The organism is Chitinophaga sp. W3I9, from assembly GCF_050434025.1.
GTDB lineage: Bacteria > Bacteroidota > Bacteroidia > Chitinophagales > Chitinophagaceae > Chitinophaga.
Map to the genome: position 1 here is coordinate 2,601,555 of NZ_JBNPWC010000001.1, position 20,108 is coordinate 2,621,662.

Annotated in this window: 16 protein-coding genes; 4 read left to right on the top strand and 12 right to left on the bottom strand. The window is 46.8% G+C overall.

From position 1 onward, the window contains the following. The first annotated feature begins 40 nt into the window (after positions 1-40). Entirely contained in the window at positions 41-427 is a 387-nt protein-coding gene (gene tssD / locus QFZ51_RS10940) for a type VI secretion system tube protein TssD (RefSeq protein ID WP_079468771.1), read from the top strand. 79 nt (positions 428-506) lie between these two features. On the opposite strand, the gene QFZ51_RS10945 is transcribed toward tssD, so the two are convergent. From QFZ51_RS10945 to QFZ51_RS10965, 5 genes are all read right to left on the bottom strand, one after another. Further along, positions 507-1,265: an MBL fold metallo-hydrolase gene (locus QFZ51_RS10945; protein ID WP_429045757.1), complete on the bottom strand. Its 759-nt coding sequence runs from the start codon at positions 1,263-1,265 to the stop codon at positions 507-509. A gap of 36 nt (positions 1,266-1,301) precedes the next feature. After that, positions 1,302-1,748 carry a DoxX family protein gene (locus tag QFZ51_RS10950; RefSeq protein ID WP_429045759.1) on the bottom strand — a complete coding sequence of 149 codons (447 nt, stop codon included), beginning with the start codon at positions 1,746-1,748 and terminating at the stop codon, positions 1,302-1,304. 84 nt (positions 1,749-1,832) lie between these two features. After that, positions 1,833-2,411, bottom strand: a complete 579-nt coding sequence (locus QFZ51_RS10955) for a Crp/Fnr family transcriptional regulator (RefSeq protein WP_429045761.1) — start codon at positions 2,409-2,411, stop codon at positions 1,833-1,835. Next, a complete protein-coding gene (gene coaA / locus QFZ51_RS10960; RefSeq protein WP_429045762.1) occupies positions 2,335-3,369 on the bottom strand; it encodes a type I pantothenate kinase in 1,035 nt (344 codons plus the stop codon). The genes QFZ51_RS10955 and coaA overlap by 77 nt, the downstream gene beginning before the upstream one ends. A 9-nt stretch (positions 3,370-3,378) precedes the next feature. Beyond that, entirely contained in the window at positions 3,379-4,734 is a 1,356-nt protein-coding gene (locus QFZ51_RS10965; RefSeq protein ID WP_429045764.1) for an NAD-dependent succinate-semialdehyde dehydrogenase, read from the bottom strand. 152 nt (positions 4,735-4,886) lie between these two features. Here QFZ51_RS10965 and QFZ51_RS10970 point away from each other — a divergent pair, with 152 nt between their 5' ends. Beyond that, on the top strand, positions 4,887-6,062 hold the full coding sequence (locus QFZ51_RS10970) for an MFS transporter (RefSeq protein ID WP_429045766.1): 1,176 nt from the start codon (positions 4,887-4,889) through the stop codon (positions 6,060-6,062). Here the strand turns inward: QFZ51_RS10970 and QFZ51_RS10975 are convergent. From QFZ51_RS10975 to pfkA, 4 genes are all read right to left on the bottom strand, one after another. Continuing rightward, positions 6,052-7,458, bottom strand: coding sequence for an MFS transporter (locus QFZ51_RS10975; protein WP_429045768.1), 1,407 nt, complete (start codon positions 7,456-7,458; stop codon positions 6,052-6,054). The genes QFZ51_RS10970 and QFZ51_RS10975 overlap by 11 nt on opposite strands. A gap of 214 nt (positions 7,459-7,672) precedes the next feature. Beyond that, positions 7,673-8,242, bottom strand: coding sequence for a TetR/AcrR family transcriptional regulator (locus QFZ51_RS10980; RefSeq protein WP_429045770.1), 570 nt, complete (start codon positions 8,240-8,242; stop codon positions 7,673-7,675). 109 nt (positions 8,243-8,351) lie between these two features. Then, entirely contained in the window at positions 8,352-9,839 is a 1,488-nt protein-coding gene (pyk, locus tag QFZ51_RS10985; protein ID WP_429045772.1) for a pyruvate kinase, read from the bottom strand. A gap of 12 nt (positions 9,840-9,851) precedes the next feature. After that, the gene (pfkA, locus tag QFZ51_RS10990; RefSeq protein ID WP_370913492.1) at positions 9,852-10,832 is read right to left on the bottom strand and encodes a 6-phosphofructokinase; all 981 of its coding nucleotides are present in this window, start codon (positions 10,830-10,832) and stop codon (positions 9,852-9,854) included. A 171-nt stretch (positions 10,833-11,003) separates the two neighbouring features. Here pfkA and QFZ51_RS10995 point away from each other — a divergent pair, with 171 nt between their 5' ends. Next, positions 11,004-13,097, top strand: a complete 2,094-nt coding sequence (locus QFZ51_RS10995; RefSeq protein ID WP_429045774.1) for a prolyl oligopeptidase family serine peptidase — start codon at positions 11,004-11,006, stop codon at positions 13,095-13,097. A gap of 106 nt (positions 13,098-13,203) precedes the next feature. Beyond that, positions 13,204-14,103 carry an SDR family oxidoreductase gene (locus QFZ51_RS11000; RefSeq protein WP_370913490.1) on the top strand — a complete coding sequence of 300 codons (900 nt, stop codon included), beginning with the start codon at positions 13,204-13,206 and terminating at the stop codon, positions 14,101-14,103. Positions 14,104-14,106: 3 nt separating this feature from the next. Here the strand turns inward: QFZ51_RS11000 and QFZ51_RS11005 are convergent, their stop codons facing one another. The 3 genes from QFZ51_RS11005 to QFZ51_RS11015 form a co-directional block, all read right to left on the bottom strand. Further along, complete coding sequence (locus QFZ51_RS11005) at positions 14,107-15,045, bottom strand: hypothetical protein (RefSeq protein WP_429045776.1); 939 nt, start codon at positions 15,043-15,045, stop codon at positions 14,107-14,109. Positions 15,046-15,268: 223 nt separating this feature from the next. Continuing rightward, complete coding sequence (locus QFZ51_RS11010; RefSeq protein ID WP_429045778.1) at positions 15,269-16,918, bottom strand: hypothetical protein; 1,650 nt, start codon at positions 16,916-16,918, stop codon at positions 15,269-15,271. Positions 16,919-16,958: 40 nt separating this feature from the next. Then, positions 16,959-20,036 (bottom strand): tetratricopeptide repeat protein, encoded by a 3,078-nt coding sequence (locus QFZ51_RS11015; protein WP_429045779.1) that lies wholly within the window; start codon positions 20,034-20,036, stop codon positions 16,959-16,961. Between the last annotated feature and the right edge of the window lie 72 nt (positions 20,037-20,108).

Below are 20,108 nucleotides of genomic sequence, written 5' to 3' on the forward strand. Positions count from 1 at the left end.
ATTATTTTTTCTTTATTGTAACCTTAAAAATTAACCCAACATGTCATTCAAAGCCAAATTTGAAGCAGGCGGCAACGAGTACAATGTACAGCATGTCGCTTATGACCTCACACAAGAAGTAGATGCAACCGGTCGCCCTTCAGCCATCACCCGTGGCGGACGCATTAAGCTGACCGTTGAATCTACCGGAAAAACAGATCTCTTTGAGTGGATGGTAAACAACTTTGAAAGAAAAGATGGTACCATTACTTTTTACAAAAGAGACACTGATTCCAAACTGAAAACCCTGGAATTTAAAGAAGGGTATTTAGTAAAGTTTGAAGAGTCTTTTGACTACGAAAACAAAAATCCAATGGTAATTTCCTTTACCATTTCGGCCCGTGAAGTTAGCATGGGTAATGCAAAACATGTTAATGAGTGGGTATAAAAAAACTCCTTACATTATGCAGAAAGGGCTGTTACCGGAAGGTAACAGCCCCTTTTTTTTGTGTGTACAAAAGATCTTTTTATGAAAGATTAATCCATTCGCCTTGTTCAGGAATAATGGCGGACAGCTGTTCGGCAGCAACAGCCGCTCTTAACGCTTCCCTGCTGAGAAAACAGTGATTTATAGCGCCCATGTGCACTGCTATTACCTTGGGCTGCGAAGCGTGCCGGATGGTCTTAATAACGTCTGCTGCGGTCATGGTGATGGGATCTCCCTGCAGGAATTGTGCAGCGCCTGCATTCACCACCACATAATCCGGGCGGAAAGTATCCAGCGCAGCTGTTACTTCTTCACACCAGATAGTATCGCCGGCGATGTATAATGTAGTGTTCCCTTCTTTCAGCACAAAGCCGGAAACAGGCGCCATCATTTTGCCTATTTCGCCGGTGCCATGTTGTCCACCAGTACGTGTAATGACTATATTTTCCCAGGTAACCGACGTAACAACAGGAATCACCTGTGTAAATGCCTGTTCCCTGATAGTGGCTTCATCTTCCGGCTGACAAAATAAAGGAATGCTTTTAGGCAGTATGGCCTGTGCAGTTACATCCCAGTGGTCGCGGTGCAGGTGGGTGACGAGAATGGCATCCAGGGACGACAGCAACTGCTTTAAATCGTCGTCGTTAAGCGGAAGATCGGTCATGGGATTCCGGATGCTGTTGGCTGCGTTGGGAACGGGGTCCAGGCTGTCTTTAACGCCGAGCATGGGATCAACCAGTATGTTCTTATTATTCCATTCTATGAGCAATGTGGCATTGCGTAAATAATGTATGCGCATGGTTAAATTTTTTATAGCATGGCATAAAGTTATCAATTAATTGATGGCCCACCATATCCATAAAATATAAACAGGTTGAAATAATAAGCGGCTCCAGATGTACCAGGGTTTGGAGGGTAATCCGCCAGGCGCCGGCAGGTTCAGCACCGCTACGCGGATATTGGCAGGAAACATAGCCACCAGGAGTATCATTAATCCCCATCCCGCATAATACTGTGTGGCAGAAAACAGCAAACCCGCTCCCAGTAATACTTCCAGCGCCCCGGTAAACAACACCATGAATAAAGGATATGGGATCATTCCTTCAATCATATAGGTAAGTTTGCGCGGCTTAACCAAATGTGTACCCCCTATCAGGAGAAACATAACGGCAGCGGATATACGGGCATCTGCAGGAAGTTGTTGTAAAAGAGGGATCTGGAAGATATAGCCAATCGCCAGTAGTAAGAGGGCAATGCTGCATAAGCCGGAAAAGAAAGCCATTTGTATATTTTTTAGGACTCAAAGATCCACATCTTCCGGAGGAATAAAATTGACAAATGTTAGTTAATGGGTAAGAAGAACAAGTTATGTACTTCTTTTCTTCCTGATCCGGCTTAAACTTTCCGGTTCAATTCCCAGGTAAGAAGCAATTTGTTTGACAGGAATATGCTGCACCACTTCAGGATATTCCTGTAGCAACTGCGCATACCGCTCCTGTGCGGAGTATTGCAGGAAGGAGAGTTCCCGGTTGTATTTCCGCAGGTATTGCTGTTCAGCTACCAGCCGGCCTATCTTCTCCGACTGGTGCGAGGTGCGATATAATTGTTGCAGATCGGTATAATAACAGGCGTACCCACGTACCGGCGTTACTGCCTGCAAACTTACTACCGCGGGTTTTTGTGTAATGAAAGAGGCGTAGGAAGTAGTAAAGTTATGCGGAAAGGCAAAGTCCATGCTGATGTCTTTACCATCGTGGATGGTATATACCCGCACAATTCCTTCTTCGATATAATAAATAGCATTGGCGGTTTTACCCGCTTCCGACAGGTGATCGCCTGCGGGGAAAGTTACCGGCTGCAGGATGTCTTCAAACAGTTCCCAGTGAACCATGGGTTCTTTCAGCAGTGCCTGCAGCTGTTGACGGATAATTTGTGTGCCTTGCATTCAGGTCTTTCTCAGTTGAATGGATTGAACGAAATGATGATGACCTTTTTTCCAAAATCAGGCTGGCGCGGTAGCGGGTAGGTGCAATATTTTGTTCCAGGTTAGGTTTGTTGATATCATCCCAGATCTGTGTGGCTAACTCGATAGTGGCCGCATCAGAAAGATGTGCATAACGGTGGAAAAAAGACTCAGGACTCTGAAAGGCAGTTCTGCGCAGGGTTTCAAAGCGTGCGATGTACCATTTGCGGATATCTTTTTCCGCAGCGTCTACATAAATGCTGAAGTCGAAGAAATCGGATACGAATACGGCTGGATCTTTTTGTTGCTGCCGGTGACGAACCTGCAACACATTCACGCCTTCTACAATCACAATGTCCGGTTGCTCTATCCACTGCAGCTGGCCGGGTAAGATATCGTATTCCAGGTGGGAATAAAGTGGCGCCGCCACCTTTTCCTTACCGGATTTTACATCCGCCAGGAAGTGGATCAGTCTTTTAATATCATAGCTTTCCGGGAAGCCTTTTCTGTTCATGATATTATTGGCCTCCAGCACTTTATTGGGATAGAGGAAACCATCCGTTGTTACCAGGTCTACCCGCGGATGATTGGGCCATGCCTGTAATAATTTTTGTAACACCCTGGCGGTCGTACTTTTCCCAACGGCTACGCTTCCGGCGATGCCAATAATATAAGGCACTTTATGTACCTGGCTGCTGAGGAAATTACTGGTAGCAGTATGCAGTTGTTGCGACGCGGTTACATATAAGTTGAGCAGATGTGCCAGCGGAAGATATACCTGTGTTATTTCTTCCTGTGTGAGTGGTTCATTCATGCCGTGCAGCGCTTCCAGGTCGTAATCCTGTAATTGCAGCATGGCATCATTGCTTCTTTCTGCCCATTCTTTACGGGAGAAACTGATATAGGGAGTATAGCGGTCGCGTTTCAGAGAGGTGGTCATTCCAGTGCTTTATTGTTGTATATAGACAGTCTTTACATTCAGAAATTCGTGTGTGCCTTCCAGTGATAGTTCCCTTCCATAGCCGGATTGCTTTACGCCGCCGAAAGGTAAGCGTGCATCAGAGCGAACCATCGCATTAATAAATACATTGCCACTTTCTATCTGTGTGGCCAGTTTGGCGGCTTTGTCGAGATCGCTGGTCCACAGGGCTGCGCCCAGGCCAAATTCTGTTTCATTGGCCAGTGCGATAGCATCCGTTTCGTCGGCTGCTTCTATGATCACGGCGAGCGGACCAAAAGTTTCTTCTTTGAAAGCCGTCATTTTATTGGTTACCCCGGTAAGCAGGGTAGGCGCAAAGTTACAGCCTTCATGCGTGCCACCCAACTCCAGCTTAGCCCCCTGGCGAATAGAGTCCTGTAATTGTTTGGCCAGCTCCTCTGCCAGGTCGGGGCGGGCCATTGGGCCCATTTGTGTGCTTTCCTGCGTGGGATCTCCCTGTTTGAGGTCCTGCAGGATCCGTTTTACAGCTGCGGTAAACGCGGGAACAATATCTTTTTCTACGATCCAGCGTTTTGCGGCAATGCACGACTGACCGGCGTTTTGCATACGACCTTGTACCGCTGTTTTAGCGGCGGCTTCCAGGTCGGCATCTTTCAATACAATAAAAGGATCACTGCCACCCAGTTCCAGCACGGTTTTCTTGATATATTTCCCGGCAAGCGCCGCTACACTTTTACCTGCGGGGGTACTGCCGGTGAGTGTAACGCCCTGTACGCGGTGATCTGCGATAACTGGTTCTATATCTTTGGAAGAGATGAGTAACGACTGGAAAGTACCGGCGGGAAAATTACTTTCAGTGAATATTTTTTCGATGGCCAGTGCACAACCGCTTACATTGCTGGCATGTTTCAGGATGCCGGTGTTGCCGGCAAGTATATTGGGAATAGCAAAGCGGAATACCTGCCAGTAGGGGAAGTTCCAGGGCATGATTGCCAGTATAATTCCTTTTGGTTCGTACGATACGTAACTTTTATACGCATCGGAACCGATCGGTTTATGTGCCAGCATTTCCACGATGTTTTCTGCATAATATTCTGCCGAGGTGGCGCATTTCAGCACTTCGGCCCGTGCTTCTTTCAGCGTTTTTCCCATTTCCCGCGTGATCAGCGCGGCATGTTCATCTGCATTGTCTTTCATGGATTGTGCAACCTGCATCATCCACTGCCGGCGTTGTTCCAGGGAAACTTGTAATAATTCCCGGTATGCTTTATGGCCCAGCTGTAATTTCTGCTCTATTTGTTCCGGTGTATGTGCTGCATATTCAGCAATGGTTTCCTGCGTAAACGGATTAATGCTTGTAAACATACGGGTAGCTTTTAGCGGTTAGCATTTAGCTGTTAGTGAATAGTCCGACAAATTTACCTTTTTCCGTTAAAAGCCCGTCTTAAAAGCTAAAGGGCAACTACTAAACACGAAAAGGCTATCTTTGCATCTCCCGGAAAAAACAGTACAATTTTATGGCGCTTAGTAGGTGGAATATCATGATAATGGCCCTTTGCACGGGGTTGATCGTTGCCAATATTTATTACAGCCAGCCTTTGCTGGTGTTGATGAGCAACGAATTTGGCGTATCGGAAAGTAATGCCGGACAGGTCACATTTTTTACGCAGGTGGGCTACGCGCTGGGCCTGTTATTTTGTGTGCCGCTGGGTGACAAACTGGAGCGCAAGCGGCAGATAGTGGTGATGACACTGGCTGCGGTAGTGGCCCTGGTGGCGGCTGCAGAGTCGGTGAATATCACTATGCTGAAAATTACGGGTTTGCTGATTGGTTTTACTTCGGTAGTGCCGCAGCTGATATTGCCACTGGCAGCAGGCCTTTCTGATCCTGCAAGCCGGGGGAAAGTGATTGGTACTATTATGAGTGGCTTACTCGTCGGCATCTTATTATCCCGCACCCTCAGCGGTGTAGTAGGACATCATTTCGGATGGCGTGCCATGTTCTGGATAGCCGCGTGTATCAGCGCTTTGCTGGCGGTGATCATGATTACATCTTTTCCATCCAGTAAACCAAATTTCAAAGGAAGCTACGGCGACCTGATGAAATCATTGCTTACGCTGATCAAAGAACAGCCTTTATTAAGAGAAGCTTCGGCTATCAATGCCTGTTGTTTCGCTATGTTTGGCATGTTCTGGACAACCGTGGTATTTTTATTGTCTGATGCGCCTTTTAAATATACCAGTGAACAAATCGGGTTGATGGGACTTGCTGCGGCTGCCGGCGCTTTAGGCGCCCCACTGGTGGGACGCATTGCAGATAAAAAGAATCCGCGCATTGCCATTGGTTATGGTATCATCTTTTTGTTCCTCGGTTATTTTCTCTTCTATGTTTTTAAAGCCAATATTATAGGTATCATCGTTGGGATCATCGCTATTGATCTTGGTTTACAGGGTATCCATGTATCCAACCAAACCCGCATCTACACATTATTGCCGGAAGCAAGGAACCGTTTGAATACGGTGTTTATGACTACCAGTTTTATTGGCACTTCACTTGGCTCCGGCATCGGGCTATGGGTATGGTCTTTTGCACAATGGAATGGTATATGCGTGGCCGGTACTGCACTGATCACCATTGCCCTGATTATTTACCTGGGTACTTATAAGAAAACAAAAGGAGCAGTTACCGCTTAACCCGGTTTAGCACGATCATCACTATTACTAAATAACCCATCATGCAGAACAACGCAATTTTATAAGCGAGATAAAAATTGCCGGAGTGGCGTGCAAGGTAGAGAAAAATGCCTCCAAGCATGCTTACGCCCAGCGCAGAGGCAAACTGCTGTACCGTAGAATACACGCCGCTGGCGGCTCCTGCTTTAGCCGGCGGCATATCCCACATCGCCACTTTTAATAATGATGGCATCAGCAAACCAGATCCGCTGCCATAAATAATTAAACACGGCATGATATCGTAAGGTGTTACTACATCTCCCTGAAATAAAACTAATTGTAAGATAAAAGAGAGGATCATTAGTATACACGCAAACTGTAGCAGGCGGATACCGTATCGTGCAGCATTTTTAATTGACCACAAAGAAGCCAGCAGGAAAGGAATGGTTTGCATGACGAAATAATTCCCCGCTGTAAAAGGCGACATATGAAATCCATTCTGAAAGTAGATGGCTACAATAAAAATATAAGCGGTGTTTACACCAAAGAAGAATAATACGCTGATGACACCGGTGTTGAAACTCCTGATACGAAAGAGTTCCAGCGGTACTAACGGATCGCGTTGCCGTTTTCCCAGCCAGTGTTGATACCACACGAATACGCCTAATAATATGAATGCACCTGCCAGCATGGTGATAGTCCAGGCAGGCCAGCCAAGTTCTGCACCCTGTATAACAGGATATATCAGGAGAGATAAGGCTAAGGTGAGCAGGATGATGCCTGGTATATCAAACCGGGTGCTTTTGTTTTGACCGGATTCCTGCACAAAGAACCAGGCCAGCAACATTGCTACAATACCAAACGGGAGATTGACGAGGAAGATCAGCCGCCAGCTGTCGGTGATCAGGTGCGAGGTAATGAAGTAGCCGCCGAGGAACTGCCCCAGGGTAGCGCCGGTGCCGAGGGCCATACCATAGAGGCCATAGGCTTTGTCGCGGTCTGCGGGCGATTGGAAGCTTAGTTGTATCAGCGTGATGGTTTGCGGTACGGTGAAAGCTGCAGCCACGCCTTGCAGCAGCCTGGACACAATCAGCATTTCCATGGAAGTGGCAAAGCCGCACATGGCTGAGGTGAGGGTGAATGCAGCCAGCCCGGTTATAAATACTTTCTTCTTGCCCAGGTAATCGCCTGTGCGGCTGCCGGTGATGAGGAACACGGCGTAACCCAGGAGATAGCTGGCAATCACCAGTTCCAGCGCTGCGTCCGAACTATGGAAATACGCTTTAATGGCCGGTGTGCTGATGTTTACAATAAATACATCGATCACAGTGATAAGTGGCGCCAGCAGGATAATTGCCAGCGATATCCATGGATTGACAGTGGTTGGTTTAATATATACAGACTGGTCTGTTTTCATGAGAGTAAATTTTTTATAATAGATAACGTTATTGGATGCACTAAATAATTGATGGAAATACGCCGCGAAAACTTTAATGTTTTACGGCGCTTTTTACCAGCCTTGCTGGTGATATTCCGGCAGTGTTGCTGGTATTTAGTTTTGTTTATCCGGCATTCGCGGGTATTTATAAAGATGTGTTTCCCTTTGGTTGCAATTCCTCAATCTATCAGCTTCAAAGTGTATCCAGCAACCTGGCAACCACTTTCTTCGTGTCTTCTACCGGTTTTGCGGACCGTTGGATATAGCCCTGAAGCCCCGCGCCTTCATACAGATTCAACAGCATGCCGGTCATTTCTTCAAGTTCCGCTGCGGGGTAAGGTTGTTTTATGATTTGTAATTGTTCGGTGATAAATGTTTTCAGCGTTTGGGTATGCGTCCGTACCTGTAAAAGTGCGTCCTCATTCAATCCTGGCAGTTCATAGGCGATGCGGATAAAGGCGCAACCCCTGAAATTGTTTTTTTCCATGTGGCGGCGGCGGTATTCGAACAGGCCCATGAGCTTTTCCCTGCCAGGCGCAAGCTGGTCAATATAAGCCATCCGCTCGGCGTGGTTGTTGGTCCGGGTTCGCAGTAGATATTCCGTCAGCAAAGCTTCCTTGGATGGAAAGTGCTGGTACAGGCTTGCTTTGGCAATCCCCGCTTCTTCTATGATCTGGTTAATACCGGTTGCCTGGTAGCCTTGCTTGTAAAACAATTCGCTGGCTGTGTTTAAGATTCTTTCTTTTGCGCCTTGTTCTTTCATAAGGCAATATTAGGCTAAATTTACAAAACAGACAAGTCTGTATATATTATTGACAAAAAAGCGGCGAAAAGGAACTTCCTCTCCGCCGCTTACTAAATCCTTATAGCAATTAGTCCACTTTCGTGATCTTCAGCATGTTTGTGGGCAGGTGTTCTTTGACAGGGGTGCTACCGGTGTTAACGGCTACATCTCCTGATTTGATGAATCCTCTTTCTTTCAGGATATTGATCTGATCGAATACGATATCATCCAGGCTTTCTTCTTCTTCGTAGTAGAAGGCGCGTACACCCCAGCTCAGGCTCAGCTGGTTTACCAGCGACCTTTCTTTGGTGAAGATGTAGAGCGGGCTGCGTGGGCGGTAGCTACTCAGCATAAAGCCGGTGTAACCGCTCTGGGTCATACCAATGAGGGCATCAGCGTCCAGGTCTTCCGCAATTTTACAGGCGTTGTAGCACAGTGCATCGCTGAGGAAGGTAGGAGAGTGGCGGTGAGGGATCAGGTTGCGGTTGTAAATGATCGCTTCTTTTTCCACTTCCTGGATAATTTTATTCATGGTTTGGATAACCAGTTCCGGGAACATACCGGTAGCAGTTTCGCCGCTCAGCATTACCGCATCAGCACCTTCCAGTACGGCGTTGGCTACGTCGGTGATTTCACTACGGTTCGGACGGGTGCGGTCCATCATGCTTTCCATCATTTGTGTAGCCACAATAACGGGCTTTGCACGGTGAATGCACTTGCGGATGATATCTTTCTGGATCATCGGGATCTGCTCTACTGGCAGTTCCACACCGAGATCACCACGGGCAATCATCACGCCATCACTTTCCCAGATAATTTCTTTCAGGTTCTGTATCGCTTCAGGCTTCTCAATTTTAGAGATCACCTTCATTTTAGAATTACGTGCTTCCAGGCGTTTGCGTAATACGGCCAGGTCTTTTACGCTTCTTACAAAGGAGAGCGCTACCCAGTCGCATTCGTGGTCGATGATGAATTCCAGGTCAATAATATCTTTATCTGTCAGCGCAGGGAGGGAGATTTTGGTATCCGGGAGGTTAAAGCCCTTTTTGGAAGACAGTACACCTGGCAGGGATACTTCCGCTTTGATTTCACCGCTGGCAGTAATTTCTTTTACAATTGTCTCGATTTTGCCATCGTCCAGCAGAATTTTCTGGCCAACTCTAAGATCTTTGTACAGGTCAGGGTAGGAAACGTAAATTTTTTCCATGTTGCCCACCAGCTTTTCGTTTACGAAAGTGAGGATATCACCTTTCTTCAGCGGGAGTGCATTGTTTTCGATTTCACCCACACGAAGTTTTGGTCCCTGCAAATCGGCCAGTATGGCTACGGTGTAAGGTTCTGTTTTATTGATCTGGCGGATGTATTCAATAATCCGCAGTTTATCTTCGTGCGAGCCGTGTGAAAAGTTGAGGCGGAAAACGTTAACGCCGGCCTTTACCAGTGTCAGCAGGCCTTCATAGGTATCGCATGCCGGGCCTACGGTAGCCACGATTTTTGTTTTGTGCGAAGAGTGTTCTCTACCCGCAGCGTTATCCATCTGCTTGTGATAGTATTTCGAAAGATCCTTTGTACTCATAAGTCTAATTTTTTAACTCGCAAGAATTTTAACAATCTTAAACCATTCGGGGTCAATTTCCTGTTTGGCTTTTACAGCTTTATCAAGAGGAGTGTAATGGATCTTGTCGTTGACAACACCGACCATTACATTGTGGATGCCTTCGAGAAGGGCATCTACGGCTGCATAGCCCAGACGGCTGGCCAGAATACGATCTGTGCAGGTGGGAGCGCCGCCACGCTGGATGTGTCCGAGGATACTAACCCGGGTATCCAGTTGTGGGCACCTTTCTTTAATGATACGACCAACTTCAGTAGCGCCGCCGGTTTCATCGCCTTCGGCTACTACGATCAGGTTAACCAGTTTTCTGCGGCGTTCGTTCGCCTGCAGTTCTTCAATAATGTCATTTACTTCGGTTTTGCGCTCAGGCAGCAATATGTGCTCCGCACCAGTGGAAATGCCGCTGTGTAACGCAATATAACCGGCATCACGGCCCATTACCTCGATTACAAACAAACGGTCATGCGCATCGGCAGTGTCCCTGATTTTGTCGATAGCTTCCACCGCTGTATTCACAGCTGTATCAAATCCAATCGTAGAATCAGTTCCTGCAATGTCCTTGTCAATAGTACCAGGCAAGCCTATACACGGAATATCAAATTCCTGGCTGAACTTTTGCGCACCATTAAACGAGCCGTCTCCACCAATTACTACCAGCCCGTCAATGTTGTGTTTTTTCAGATTTTCATAAGCCATTTTTCGCCCTTCATATTCATAGAACTCTTTGCACCGGGCGGTCTTCAATATGGTGCCTCCGCGCTGAATAATGTTGGCAACGGATTTTGACTCCATTGGGAAGATCTCGTTCTTCAACATTCCCCTATAGCCGTACATAATGCCATACACATTCAGCTGATGATAAATGCCCGTTCTTACAACGGCACGAACGGCGGCGTTCATCCCGGGAGCATCTCCCCCCGATGTAAGGACTGCAATGTTGTTCAGTTTTTTCATATAAATTGCTAAAAAAATATCTTAAAGGCGCACAAAAATAACATTTTGCAATTGTTTTCTAACTGTTATCTGATGAAATAACCTAAATTTTTAATTTCCATCAAACAAAGTAGATAAATTTTTTAAAAAATATTACGCATGTCGAAAAAAAATAATAGGAGGTGGATCTTTATGAGCGTAAGTTTAATCGCCGGGCAGGCAATAGCGCAGCAGCAGCAAACGATTACTTATCCCGAATCCAAAAAAGTGGATACCATAGATAACTATCACGGTACCCCGATCGCAGATCCTTACCGGTGGCTGGAAGACGATCACAGCCCCGAAACAAAAGCATGGGTGGACGCCCAGAATAAGGTAACAGAAAACTATCTCTCCCACATCCCTTTCCGCGCAGAAATCCGCAAAAGACTGGAAGAATTGTGGAATTACCCCAAAAACGGCGCCCCCGCTAAACACGGTAACTATTATTACTTCTTTAAAAATGATGGTCTGCAGAACCAGTCCGTTCTTTACCGTTCTGCCACTTTAGGCGGTACCCTGGAAGTTTTCCTGGATCCCAACAAACTGTCAGCAGCCGGTACTACCGCACTGGGCAGCATGTCGTTTTCAAAAGACGGGAAATATTTTGCCTACCTGCTTTCCAAAGCAGGATCCGACTGGCAGGAAGGTTATGTGATAAACGTGGAAACACGGCAACTCCTGCCGGATAAACTGGAATGGGTAAAGTTCAGTGGCCTGTCGTGGAAAGGTGATGGCTTCTATTACAGCCGCTACGACAAACCCGATGAACAAAACAAACTATCCCAAAAGAATGAATTCCAGAAAGTATACTACCACCGCCTGGGCGATCCGCAGGAGAAGGATGAATTGATCTATGTGGATAAAGAACACCCGCTGCGCAACGCCGGCGTAGACGTAACAGAAGATGAGCGTTTCCTGATCCTCTCTACCTCGGAAGGTACTTCCGGCCGGGAACTCTGGTACCGCGACCTGCAAAACCCCGCACAAAAAGAATTCACCCTGCTGGTAAAAGGCTTCGCTAACGAACCAGACGTAATAGATAACGATGGGGATAAATTGCTGGTGCGCACCAATCATAACGCACCCAACTATAAAATTGTGCTGATAGACCCCGCCAATCCTGCGGAAGCCAACTGGAAAGTAATTGTTCCGGAAAAGAAAGAAGCCCTCCAGGGAGTGGGCCTTGCCGGCGGCAAATTATTCCTTTCCTATCTGAAAGACGCTTCTACCAGGGTTTACCAGTATGATTATAAAGGTAAGCTAGAACATGAAGTGAAACTGCCTGGCCTCGGAACCGCTGGTGGATTTGGCAGCAAGAAAGAAGACAAGGAATTCTTTTATACTTATACTTCCTTTGTTACGCCGCCTGCTGTATATAAATATGATGTGGCCACCGGCGTTTCTACCTTATATAATAAGGCAGAAGTAAAATTCAACCCTGCGGAATACGAAACCAAACAGGTATTCTTTAAAAGTGCCGATGGCGAAAGTGTTCCCATATTCCTTTCCTACAAGAAAGGGATCCGGCTGAATGGTAATAACCCCGTGTTGCTCTACGGCTACGGCGGATTTAATATTGCCATGACGCCCTCTTTCAGCGTTTCCAACCTATACTTCATGGAACAGGGAGGCATATACGCCGTAGTATCACTGAGAGGTGGCAGCGAATACGGTGAAGCCTGGCACAAAGCGGGTATGATGGAAAAGAAACAGAATGTATTCAACGATTTTATCGGTGCAGCTGAATACCTGGTGAAAGCGAAATACACCAATCCCGGCAAGATAGCGATCCGCGGCGGTTCCAACGGTGGTTTACTGGTAGGCGCCTGTATGACGCAGCGTCCGGAATTGTTTAAGGTGGCACTGCCCGCTGTAGGCGTAATGGACATGCTGCGCTTTCAGAAATTTACCATCGGTTGGGCCTGGGCAGTGGAATACGGTAGCAGCGATCATGCAGAACAGTTTAAATACCTGCTGAAATATTCACCGTTGCATAACCTGAAGCCAGGTACCGCTTACCCGGCTACACTGATCACCACTGCGGATCACGACGACCGTGTGGTACCGGCGCATTCGTTTAAGTTTGCAGCTACACTGCAGGCAGATAACGCCGGGCCAAACCCGGCCCTGATCCGTATTGAAACACAGGCAGGTCACGGAGCCGGCAAACCCACTTCCAAGATGATTGATGAAGCCGCTGATATCTGGGCGTTCACCATGTATAACCTGGGCATGCACAAGTAAAGTTGCAGGTGATCAGCTTTTAGCTGTTATCGAAATGCCTCATTTTGGTGAACAGCTAAAAGCTTTTTTTTCTTATCTTTAGAAATAGCGTATTGAACATGGCTTTATGAAGGTACTTATAACTGGTAGTAACGGATTATTGGGACAACATCTGATCCCGCTTTTTCTGCAAGATGGAAAATATGATGTGATAGCCACAGGCAGAGGCCCTAATCGTTTCCCCCTGCGGGATAAATACACTTATGAGGCGGTGAACCTCCGCGATGCCGGCAGCGTAAAGCAGCTGGTGGAAAAACATCAGCCGGATATCATTATTCATGGCGGCGCCATGTCGCAGGTAGATGACTGCGAAAAAAATAAAGATGCGTGCTGGGATACCAATGTAGGAGCTACCCGTTACCTGGTACACGCGGCAGAAAGTTGCAACGCCTTCTTCATTTTCCTGTCTACCGATTTTGTATTCGATGGCTTACAGGGACCTTACAGTGAAGACGCTACCGTAAATCCTATTAATTATTATGGTACCAGTAAAGTAGCTGCAGAGCGACTGGTGATCAATAGCAAACTGAAGTGGGCCATTGTCCGCACTGTACTGGTGTATGGCGTGGTAGCAGATCCGCATCGCAATAATATGATTACCTGGGTAAAAAATAATTTGCAGCAGGGTAAAAAAGTGAAAGTGGTGGATGACCAATGGCGTACGCCTACCTTATGCCACGACCTGGCGAAGGGTTGTTTGCTGATTGCAGATAAGAAAGCAAACGGTTTCTTCAACATCTCCGGAAATGAAATTCTCACTCCCTATGATATGGCCATTCAAACGGCTGAATACTTTAAACTGGATACTTCCCTCGTAGAAAAAATCAGTGCCAAAACACTGGCACAACCGGCGGCCCGTCCTGCCAAAACCGGGCTGATAATAGATAAGGCGGCCAAAGAACTGGGTTATCAGCCCCGTACTTTTGCGGAGGGGCTGGAAATTGTAGCCGCTGAAATCAAAGCTTAACAGCTAAAATTCAAGAAATACTTTATTGCCAAATATTTTGCGGATGCTATCCCTTTGCACGGTTGTATCTGCTGCCAGTGAGCGCAATTCCACCGCAGTTCTGTACATGCTGTCCCTTTTATAAAGAACCAGCGTTTTTCCCCAGGCGAGTTGTTGCTTTTGTTTTTTTACAGCGATGCTGCTGTCTTTGTATCTTTCCACCACTGCATAATAGGTAATGGGCGTAATCGCAGCTTTTGCTGTGGAGTCGGCCAGGACCTTTTGTATGGAATCTGCAGCAGCGGCGGCGAGCTGTTGCGCGTTGACTTCCGTATCAGCGGGAGTTTCGGATTCAGCTATTGGTTTTGAAACACCCGATAAATACCACCAGGCGGCTAATCCAATTACAATAGCCGCAATGGGAATAGCTGCCCACCACCATTTAAAACCACTTTCTTCTGTTACGGCTTCCAATGTATCTTCTACCTCTTCTGTCATAACAGGCTCCAGCGCCTCCAAAGGCGGCGGTGGAACAAATGCTGGCGCAGAGCGGCTATCTGTTGTGCGTTCTATCGGCTTAATATCCAGTGTTTCTTTTTCTACCGGCAGCTCCTCTGCATGGAAGTGAATGTTGCCGGTAAAGTCGCCCTGCAACTGACCAATACCCGGTAATACCAGTGGCTTCCCGGATTGAAGTTCTGCTTTCAGCTCTTCCAGGTATTTTTCCAGCTTCCGCTGTGCTACTGCCGGCACCAGGTTTTCCTTAAGGGCTATCCATTCCACACAGGAACCATCGTCCTGCCATTGTTGGGTAAACATCACCTGCTCACGTGGCGCCGTAAGCGTTTGGGCGTGGTCGTTATAATGCGCCGGAAAATGTTGTACAGAAAATGTTCCCAGCTGTGGTACTACACAAATCCGCTGTTTAAACAGCACTTCCTGGATATATTGCTGAAGTATCAAGTGGAGCAATTTTTAGTGAATAATGCTGCGGATTTTGTCTTTCTCACTGATTACGCTGATTATACTGATTACCAGGATTTGAACTTTTGTGATTTTATAAAGGATTTTCGAAGATATAAGTGGATATACTCGCATATATTCCCCCAAAATCAAAAAAATCAAAAAAAGATCAAATCCTGGTAATCAGTATAATCAGCGAGAAAGACAAAATCCGCGTATAAAGTTAAAACTTAATCATCACACCACCCACAATATTGAACCCATAAGTAGGGTAAAGATAATACCGCTGGTAGTGCGTATTGAACAGGTTATTTGCATTCACCCACAGTCCGAAATTTTTGCTGATATCATAGGATGCGCCTGCATTCAGGTCCCATGCGCCTTTGGTTTTGCCAAAGTCTTTGTTGGGGAGCAGGTAATAGCTGCCGCTCAGTGCAAAGAGGTCGGCATTCAGGTGTAATTTTTTGGCGATGGTGTATTGTGCAAACAAATCGCCCTGGAAAGCGGGCAGGTGCCATGGTTGCACTTCCGTTTCCTGTTTGTTATAATTATACCAGTCGAAGCTTACGCGGGCCTGGAATTTTTCTTCTTCAATATAGCCTACTTCACCATGCAGCTGGAAAGCGCGCAGCTGGGCTTCGTTACGGGTGGTGAATTTCTTGGTATCGGCGCTGTCGTTTACAAACAGCGGCATATTGTACCAGGTAACAGAAGCGAATTTGGTGTTATAGTTGAAATGGCTGCCCAGCGTACCTTTGATACCGGTATATTTTTCTTCTACGCGGGTATTCATCATTTCTCCCGGTAAGCCGGCGAGGAACGGATTTTTATTGGCGAGGTTGCGATAGGAATTCTTTTCAAAATAGGAAATCCATCCACTGCTCAGGATCAGTTTTTTACGGATCAGGTGCGACTCATTCACGATGTCGGGCAGCAGGTAAAATTCGCCGTTGCTCCACGTTGGATTTACGCCGGCATGCAGCACAAACCCCGGTTTCATGATATCCACTGCAGGGTGGATAGAAGCGATGTTGTTGTTGATGGCGCGGTTGTTATCTTCTTTATAGGTAGAAAGATCAAACACACCTTCTACTTTTATGTAGATATCTTCAAACACCTGCTTACGTACCGGTACATTCAGTTGGAAGGTATTTTCTGTGCGCTTGTAGGAATCGTTGAAAAGAATAAACTTCACTTTTGGCTGGAAGGTAAATGCCCAGTCGTTTTGCGGCCTGTTCTGCATGCCTACCGAAGCGGTGATCTGGTTAAACGTTTGCTCGATATCCTTCTTTTTATAGCTGGCCGTATCGTGGCCATAGCCATAGTAGTGAACGGTATTACGGTCGTACCCGACGCTTCCGTCGAACCGGAACTTTGGCAACAGGTAGGTGCCCGCGGCCAGTACATTGAGGTTACTATAATCCTGGTCAGGAATTTCCTTGCCTTTGGAACCGGTGTAGTTTACGTACAAACCGTAGTTGTACATATCCTGCCGGCCGCTGCCGAACCCAGCCTGCACATAGGGTGTTTTATAATTACCATATCCGAGTTTCACGAAGTTGTTCTGCAGGTACGACAATGAATCTTTACCCAGTGCCAACGGTTTGAGCGGCATGGCCTGGTACATAAAGTTCAGGTTCAGCGCCGGTATCTCGTACTTCATGGAAGGACGGGTGGTATCGATACCCGGCAAAGAAGCTGTGAGATTGAGTTTGTAGGCGTCGCGCAGTTTGGGTTGGTTGGTGGAAATGATATCAATCGTTTCCTGTTTCAATACCTCCTGAGCGGCTGCTTTCTGTGAAAACAGCATTCCCGTCAGCCCCAGTGCTGATATGATAAAAGTTCGTTTGTTATATATTGCTTGAATGTTCATGCTTTGTTGCGCTTAATGTCAGATTCCAGAATCCGGGTGATTATTTCTTCGGTTTTTTACCGGCTGTTTTTTCTTCTGCTTCCGCTTTGGCCAGTTTATCTTTCGCTTCCTGTTTCAGCTCAGGAATAGAGCTGTTGGTAACGATGCTCTGGTAAGTAGCTTTTGCATTGAAATAATCCTGTTGGCGGGCGTATACATCTCCCAGCAGGATATATGATTTAGCCACCCAGTATTCATAGGACGGCGTATTTTTAATCACATCAAAACCAGCTTTTTCAGCAGCATCCAGTTCATTCTGTTGCAGGTAGCAATCCGCAATGTTGTAGCGGGCTTCGGCGCCTGTTTCAGATTTGGTCATGCCGGCAACTGTTTTGAACTCCGACAGGGCGGCGGCATAATCTTTTGCCTGCTGCAATGCTTTACCATGATAGAAGTGAGCGATGATCTGATCATCCGTGCTGATATTGGCGGCAGCCAGTAACATTTCTGAATAGTTGGTTACTTCGTCCCAACGTTTCAGCTGGTAGTTGCTGCGAAGTAATCCCCTGGTGGCAGTAAGACTGTTTTCTTTGCTGGTAGCGAGGTCCTGCAGTTGCAGGTAGTAGCCTCTTGCCTTATCGTAATTTTTTACCTGGTAGAAATTGATGTTAGCCGCCTGTAGCGCAGATCTTTCTGCATATAAACTGTTGTTGCGGGATAATACAAATTCGTAGGCGGGCAATGCGCTCGTATAGTCTTTGCTGTTATAAGCGCATTCTGCTTTATAGAAGTAGGCCGGCAGGATAAATTGTCCGTTCGGATATTTCTGGATATAGTTGTTGAAGCCGCTGGTGGCGCCTGTACAATCGTTGCTGGTGAAGCGGGCTTCAGCAGCAGCATAGGCCAGGGAGTCTTCAGCAGAAGCGGTAACGGTTCTGCCGCTGGCTTTCAGGAAGGCGAGGTAGTCGTCGGTTTTGCCCTGGCTAACATAAATCGACTTCATACTTTGCAGGGCTTCATTGGATTCCGGCGAGTTAGGGAATTTCTCCACTACCTGGCGGTAATAGGCCAGCGCTTTACTGTCGTTATCTTTATTGTAGTAGCTCAAACCCAGTTTCAGGAGTGCGCGTGGTGCATTCGGTCCGTTGGGTTGTTTCTGTAAAACATTTTCCAGGAAAGGAATGGCTTCTGTATATTTTTCTTCCGAGAGATAGGTATTGGCTATCTCAATATCTGTTTCGTTATTAAAGCCGGACGATGGAAACTTGTTACCCAGTTGTTTGAGCAGTGCAAGTTTCTCGCCTTGCTTGCCCTGTAAGCCGAGGATCACGGCTTTCTGGTAGGTGGCGTAATCAGCGCCGGGAGCGTTGTTGCTGATGATGCGGTCGTACAGCGCCAGTGCCTTCGGGAACTGGCGGAGCATATAATAACAATCGGCGCTGCGTAGGGCGGCGTCGGTGGCAATGCGTTCTGCGTTAGGGCCGCTGGTGCGCTGGGCGGATTCAAAGTAAGGCAGTGCTTCCGTGAATTTGTCCTGTTTCAGGAGGCTGTATCCCAGGTTGTAGCTGGCGGTTTGTGCGTTAGCTTCACCGGACACCGGGGCCGTATTATTCAGATAGGCGTTCAGGTTAGTAACCGCCTGGTCTGTTTTATTCTGACGAAGGGCAATTTCTGCTTTCCAGAAATGGGCGAGTTGTTTGATCTGTGGATCGTAGGGGTTGCTGATGGCCACATCCAGCAGGCGGTCGGCTTCTGCCAGTTGCTGGTCGTTGATCAGCTGGGTGGCGCGGCCGTAGGCTACTTTCTGGTAAGCTTTCAGCACCGTCGGGTTTTTATCGCGAATCGATTCAATGGTCGCTAAACCGTCTTTGTAGTTATTGCTGTTCATGAAAAGATTAACGAGTATTTCCCGGGCTTCTTTGTTATAAGCAGATTGCGGGTATGTTTTTACAAACTGTGTGAGTTCGCTGAGCGCCGCATCGGGGTAGCCCAGTTCGTACGATAATTTACCGTAGTTGAACCTGGAAATTTCCTGTTGCTGCGCGTTGGAGCTGTTGTTGGCGCAAAAGGCAAAAGCATTGCGTGCATTGGCTTTCTGACCGGTGCGGAGGTAGCAGTCGCCCAGGAGGTACATGGAATTTTGTCCAAGTGAGTCTTTGGAGCTGCTCAGTTGTTTAAATCCGGCGATCGCTTTTGAGAGGTTATTCGTCTGGTAATAAGCGTATGATAACTGGTAGATATCTTCGTTTCTCACGTCATCTGCATTATCCTGGAAATCCTGCAGGTAGGGCAATGCTTTCGGATAGTTCTTTTTTTCGAAGTAGGCTTTACCGAGTAATTGTTTCAGCTCTGCTTCGTAGTATTGTCCGCCTTGTCTCAGCAGTGGCTCGGTGTAGGCGATCAGCTGATCTGTTTTTCCCTGGAAGTAATAAATTTCAGCGATGTAATAAGGCACTACGTTGCTGTATTTCGGTTCGTTCACTACTTTCTGGAAACTATTGAGTGCTTCTGCATACTGGTGGTTATAGTAGCTGATGAAACCATAGTAATAATTAGCAGGAATGCTGTATTTGCCCGGTACTTCTTTGATGGAGGCAAACAGGGGCTGTGCCTTTTTAAAATCTTTTAAATTAAAATAGCAATAGGCCAGTTCAAATTTTGCTTCTGCAATTTCTGCGTTGGAGAGGTTTTCGATATTGGCTTTCTCGTAGAGGGGAATGGCCTCTTTGAGTTTATTCTGACGGAAATAATATTTTGCCAGTTGATAGCTCACCAGTTCTTCCCGGGCATTGTTATTGGCCAGTTTCAGGAATTCCTGCGCCTGTTTTTCCGCATTGTCCTGTTGCAGTTTCAGTGCGCAGATGGTATAATAGTAGTACGCATCTGTTTTAACCAGGTCTCGGTTGGTTTCGTGGAAATAGTCGATGTTATCAAGGGTTTGCTTGAAAAGCTGCATGGACACGGCATATTTTTCCTGCTGGAAATATTGCTGGGCGTCCTTGAACACTTTTTCCGGATCTGTATAAATGCGTGTTTGCTGCGCCTGTGCGGCAGGCAGCCCTATCAAACCTGTACCCGTAAAGGCCAGGAGTGATATGTACAGATGTCCGGGAACAAAAACTCTTCTTATAAATTGCATGCTATAGCTGTTATTTCTTGAATATGCGTTTAAAACGAATCCCGGGAGGAAATATTTTCCAGCCGGGGAAGT

Excerpts from the sequence above, each read along its gene's own strand:
- tssD (WP_079468771.1), top strand. The coding sequence starts at position 41 with ATGTCATTCAAAGCCAAATTTGAAGCAGGCGGCAACGAGTACAATGTA.
- QFZ51_RS10945 (WP_429045757.1), bottom strand. The coding sequence starts at position 1,265 with ATGCGCATACATTATTTACGCAATGCCACATTGCTCATAGAATGGAAT.
- QFZ51_RS10950 (WP_429045759.1), bottom strand. The coding sequence starts at position 1,748 with ATGGCTTTCTTTTCCGGCTTATGCAGCATTGCCCTCTTACTACTGGCG.
- QFZ51_RS10955 (WP_429045761.1), bottom strand. The coding sequence starts at position 2,411 with ATGCAAGGCACACAAATTATCCGTCAACAGCTGCAGGCACTGCTGAAA.
- coaA (WP_429045762.1), bottom strand. The coding sequence starts at position 3,369 with ATGACCACCTCTCTGAAACGCGACCGCTATACTCCCTATATCAGTTTC.
- QFZ51_RS10965 (WP_429045764.1), bottom strand. The coding sequence starts at position 4,734 with ATGTTTACAAGCATTAATCCGTTTACGCAGGAAACCATTGCTGAATAT.
- QFZ51_RS10970 (WP_429045766.1), top strand. The coding sequence starts at position 4,887 with ATGGCGCTTAGTAGGTGGAATATCATGATAATGGCCCTTTGCACGGGG.
- QFZ51_RS10975 (WP_429045768.1), bottom strand. The coding sequence starts at position 7,458 with ATGAAAACAGACCAGTCTGTATATATTAAACCAACCACTGTCAATCCA.
- QFZ51_RS10980 (WP_429045770.1), bottom strand. The coding sequence starts at position 8,242 with ATGAAAGAACAAGGCGCAAAAGAAAGAATCTTAAACACAGCCAGCGAA.
- pyk (WP_429045772.1), bottom strand. The coding sequence starts at position 9,839 with ATGAGTACAAAGGATCTTTCGAAATACTATCACAAGCAGATGGATAAC.
- pfkA (WP_370913492.1), bottom strand. The coding sequence starts at position 10,832 with ATGAAAAAACTGAACAACATTGCAGTCCTTACATCGGGGGGAGATGCT.
- QFZ51_RS10995 (WP_429045774.1), top strand. The coding sequence starts at position 11,004 with ATGAGCGTAAGTTTAATCGCCGGGCAGGCAATAGCGCAGCAGCAGCAA.
- QFZ51_RS11000 (WP_370913490.1), top strand. The coding sequence starts at position 13,204 with ATGAAGGTACTTATAACTGGTAGTAACGGATTATTGGGACAACATCTG.
- QFZ51_RS11010 (WP_429045778.1), bottom strand. The coding sequence starts at position 16,918 with ATGAACATTCAAGCAATATATAACAAACGAACTTTTATCATATCAGCA.
- QFZ51_RS11015 (WP_429045779.1), bottom strand. The coding sequence starts at position 20,036 with ATGCAATTTATAAGAAGAGTTTTTGTTCCCGGACATCTGTACATATCA.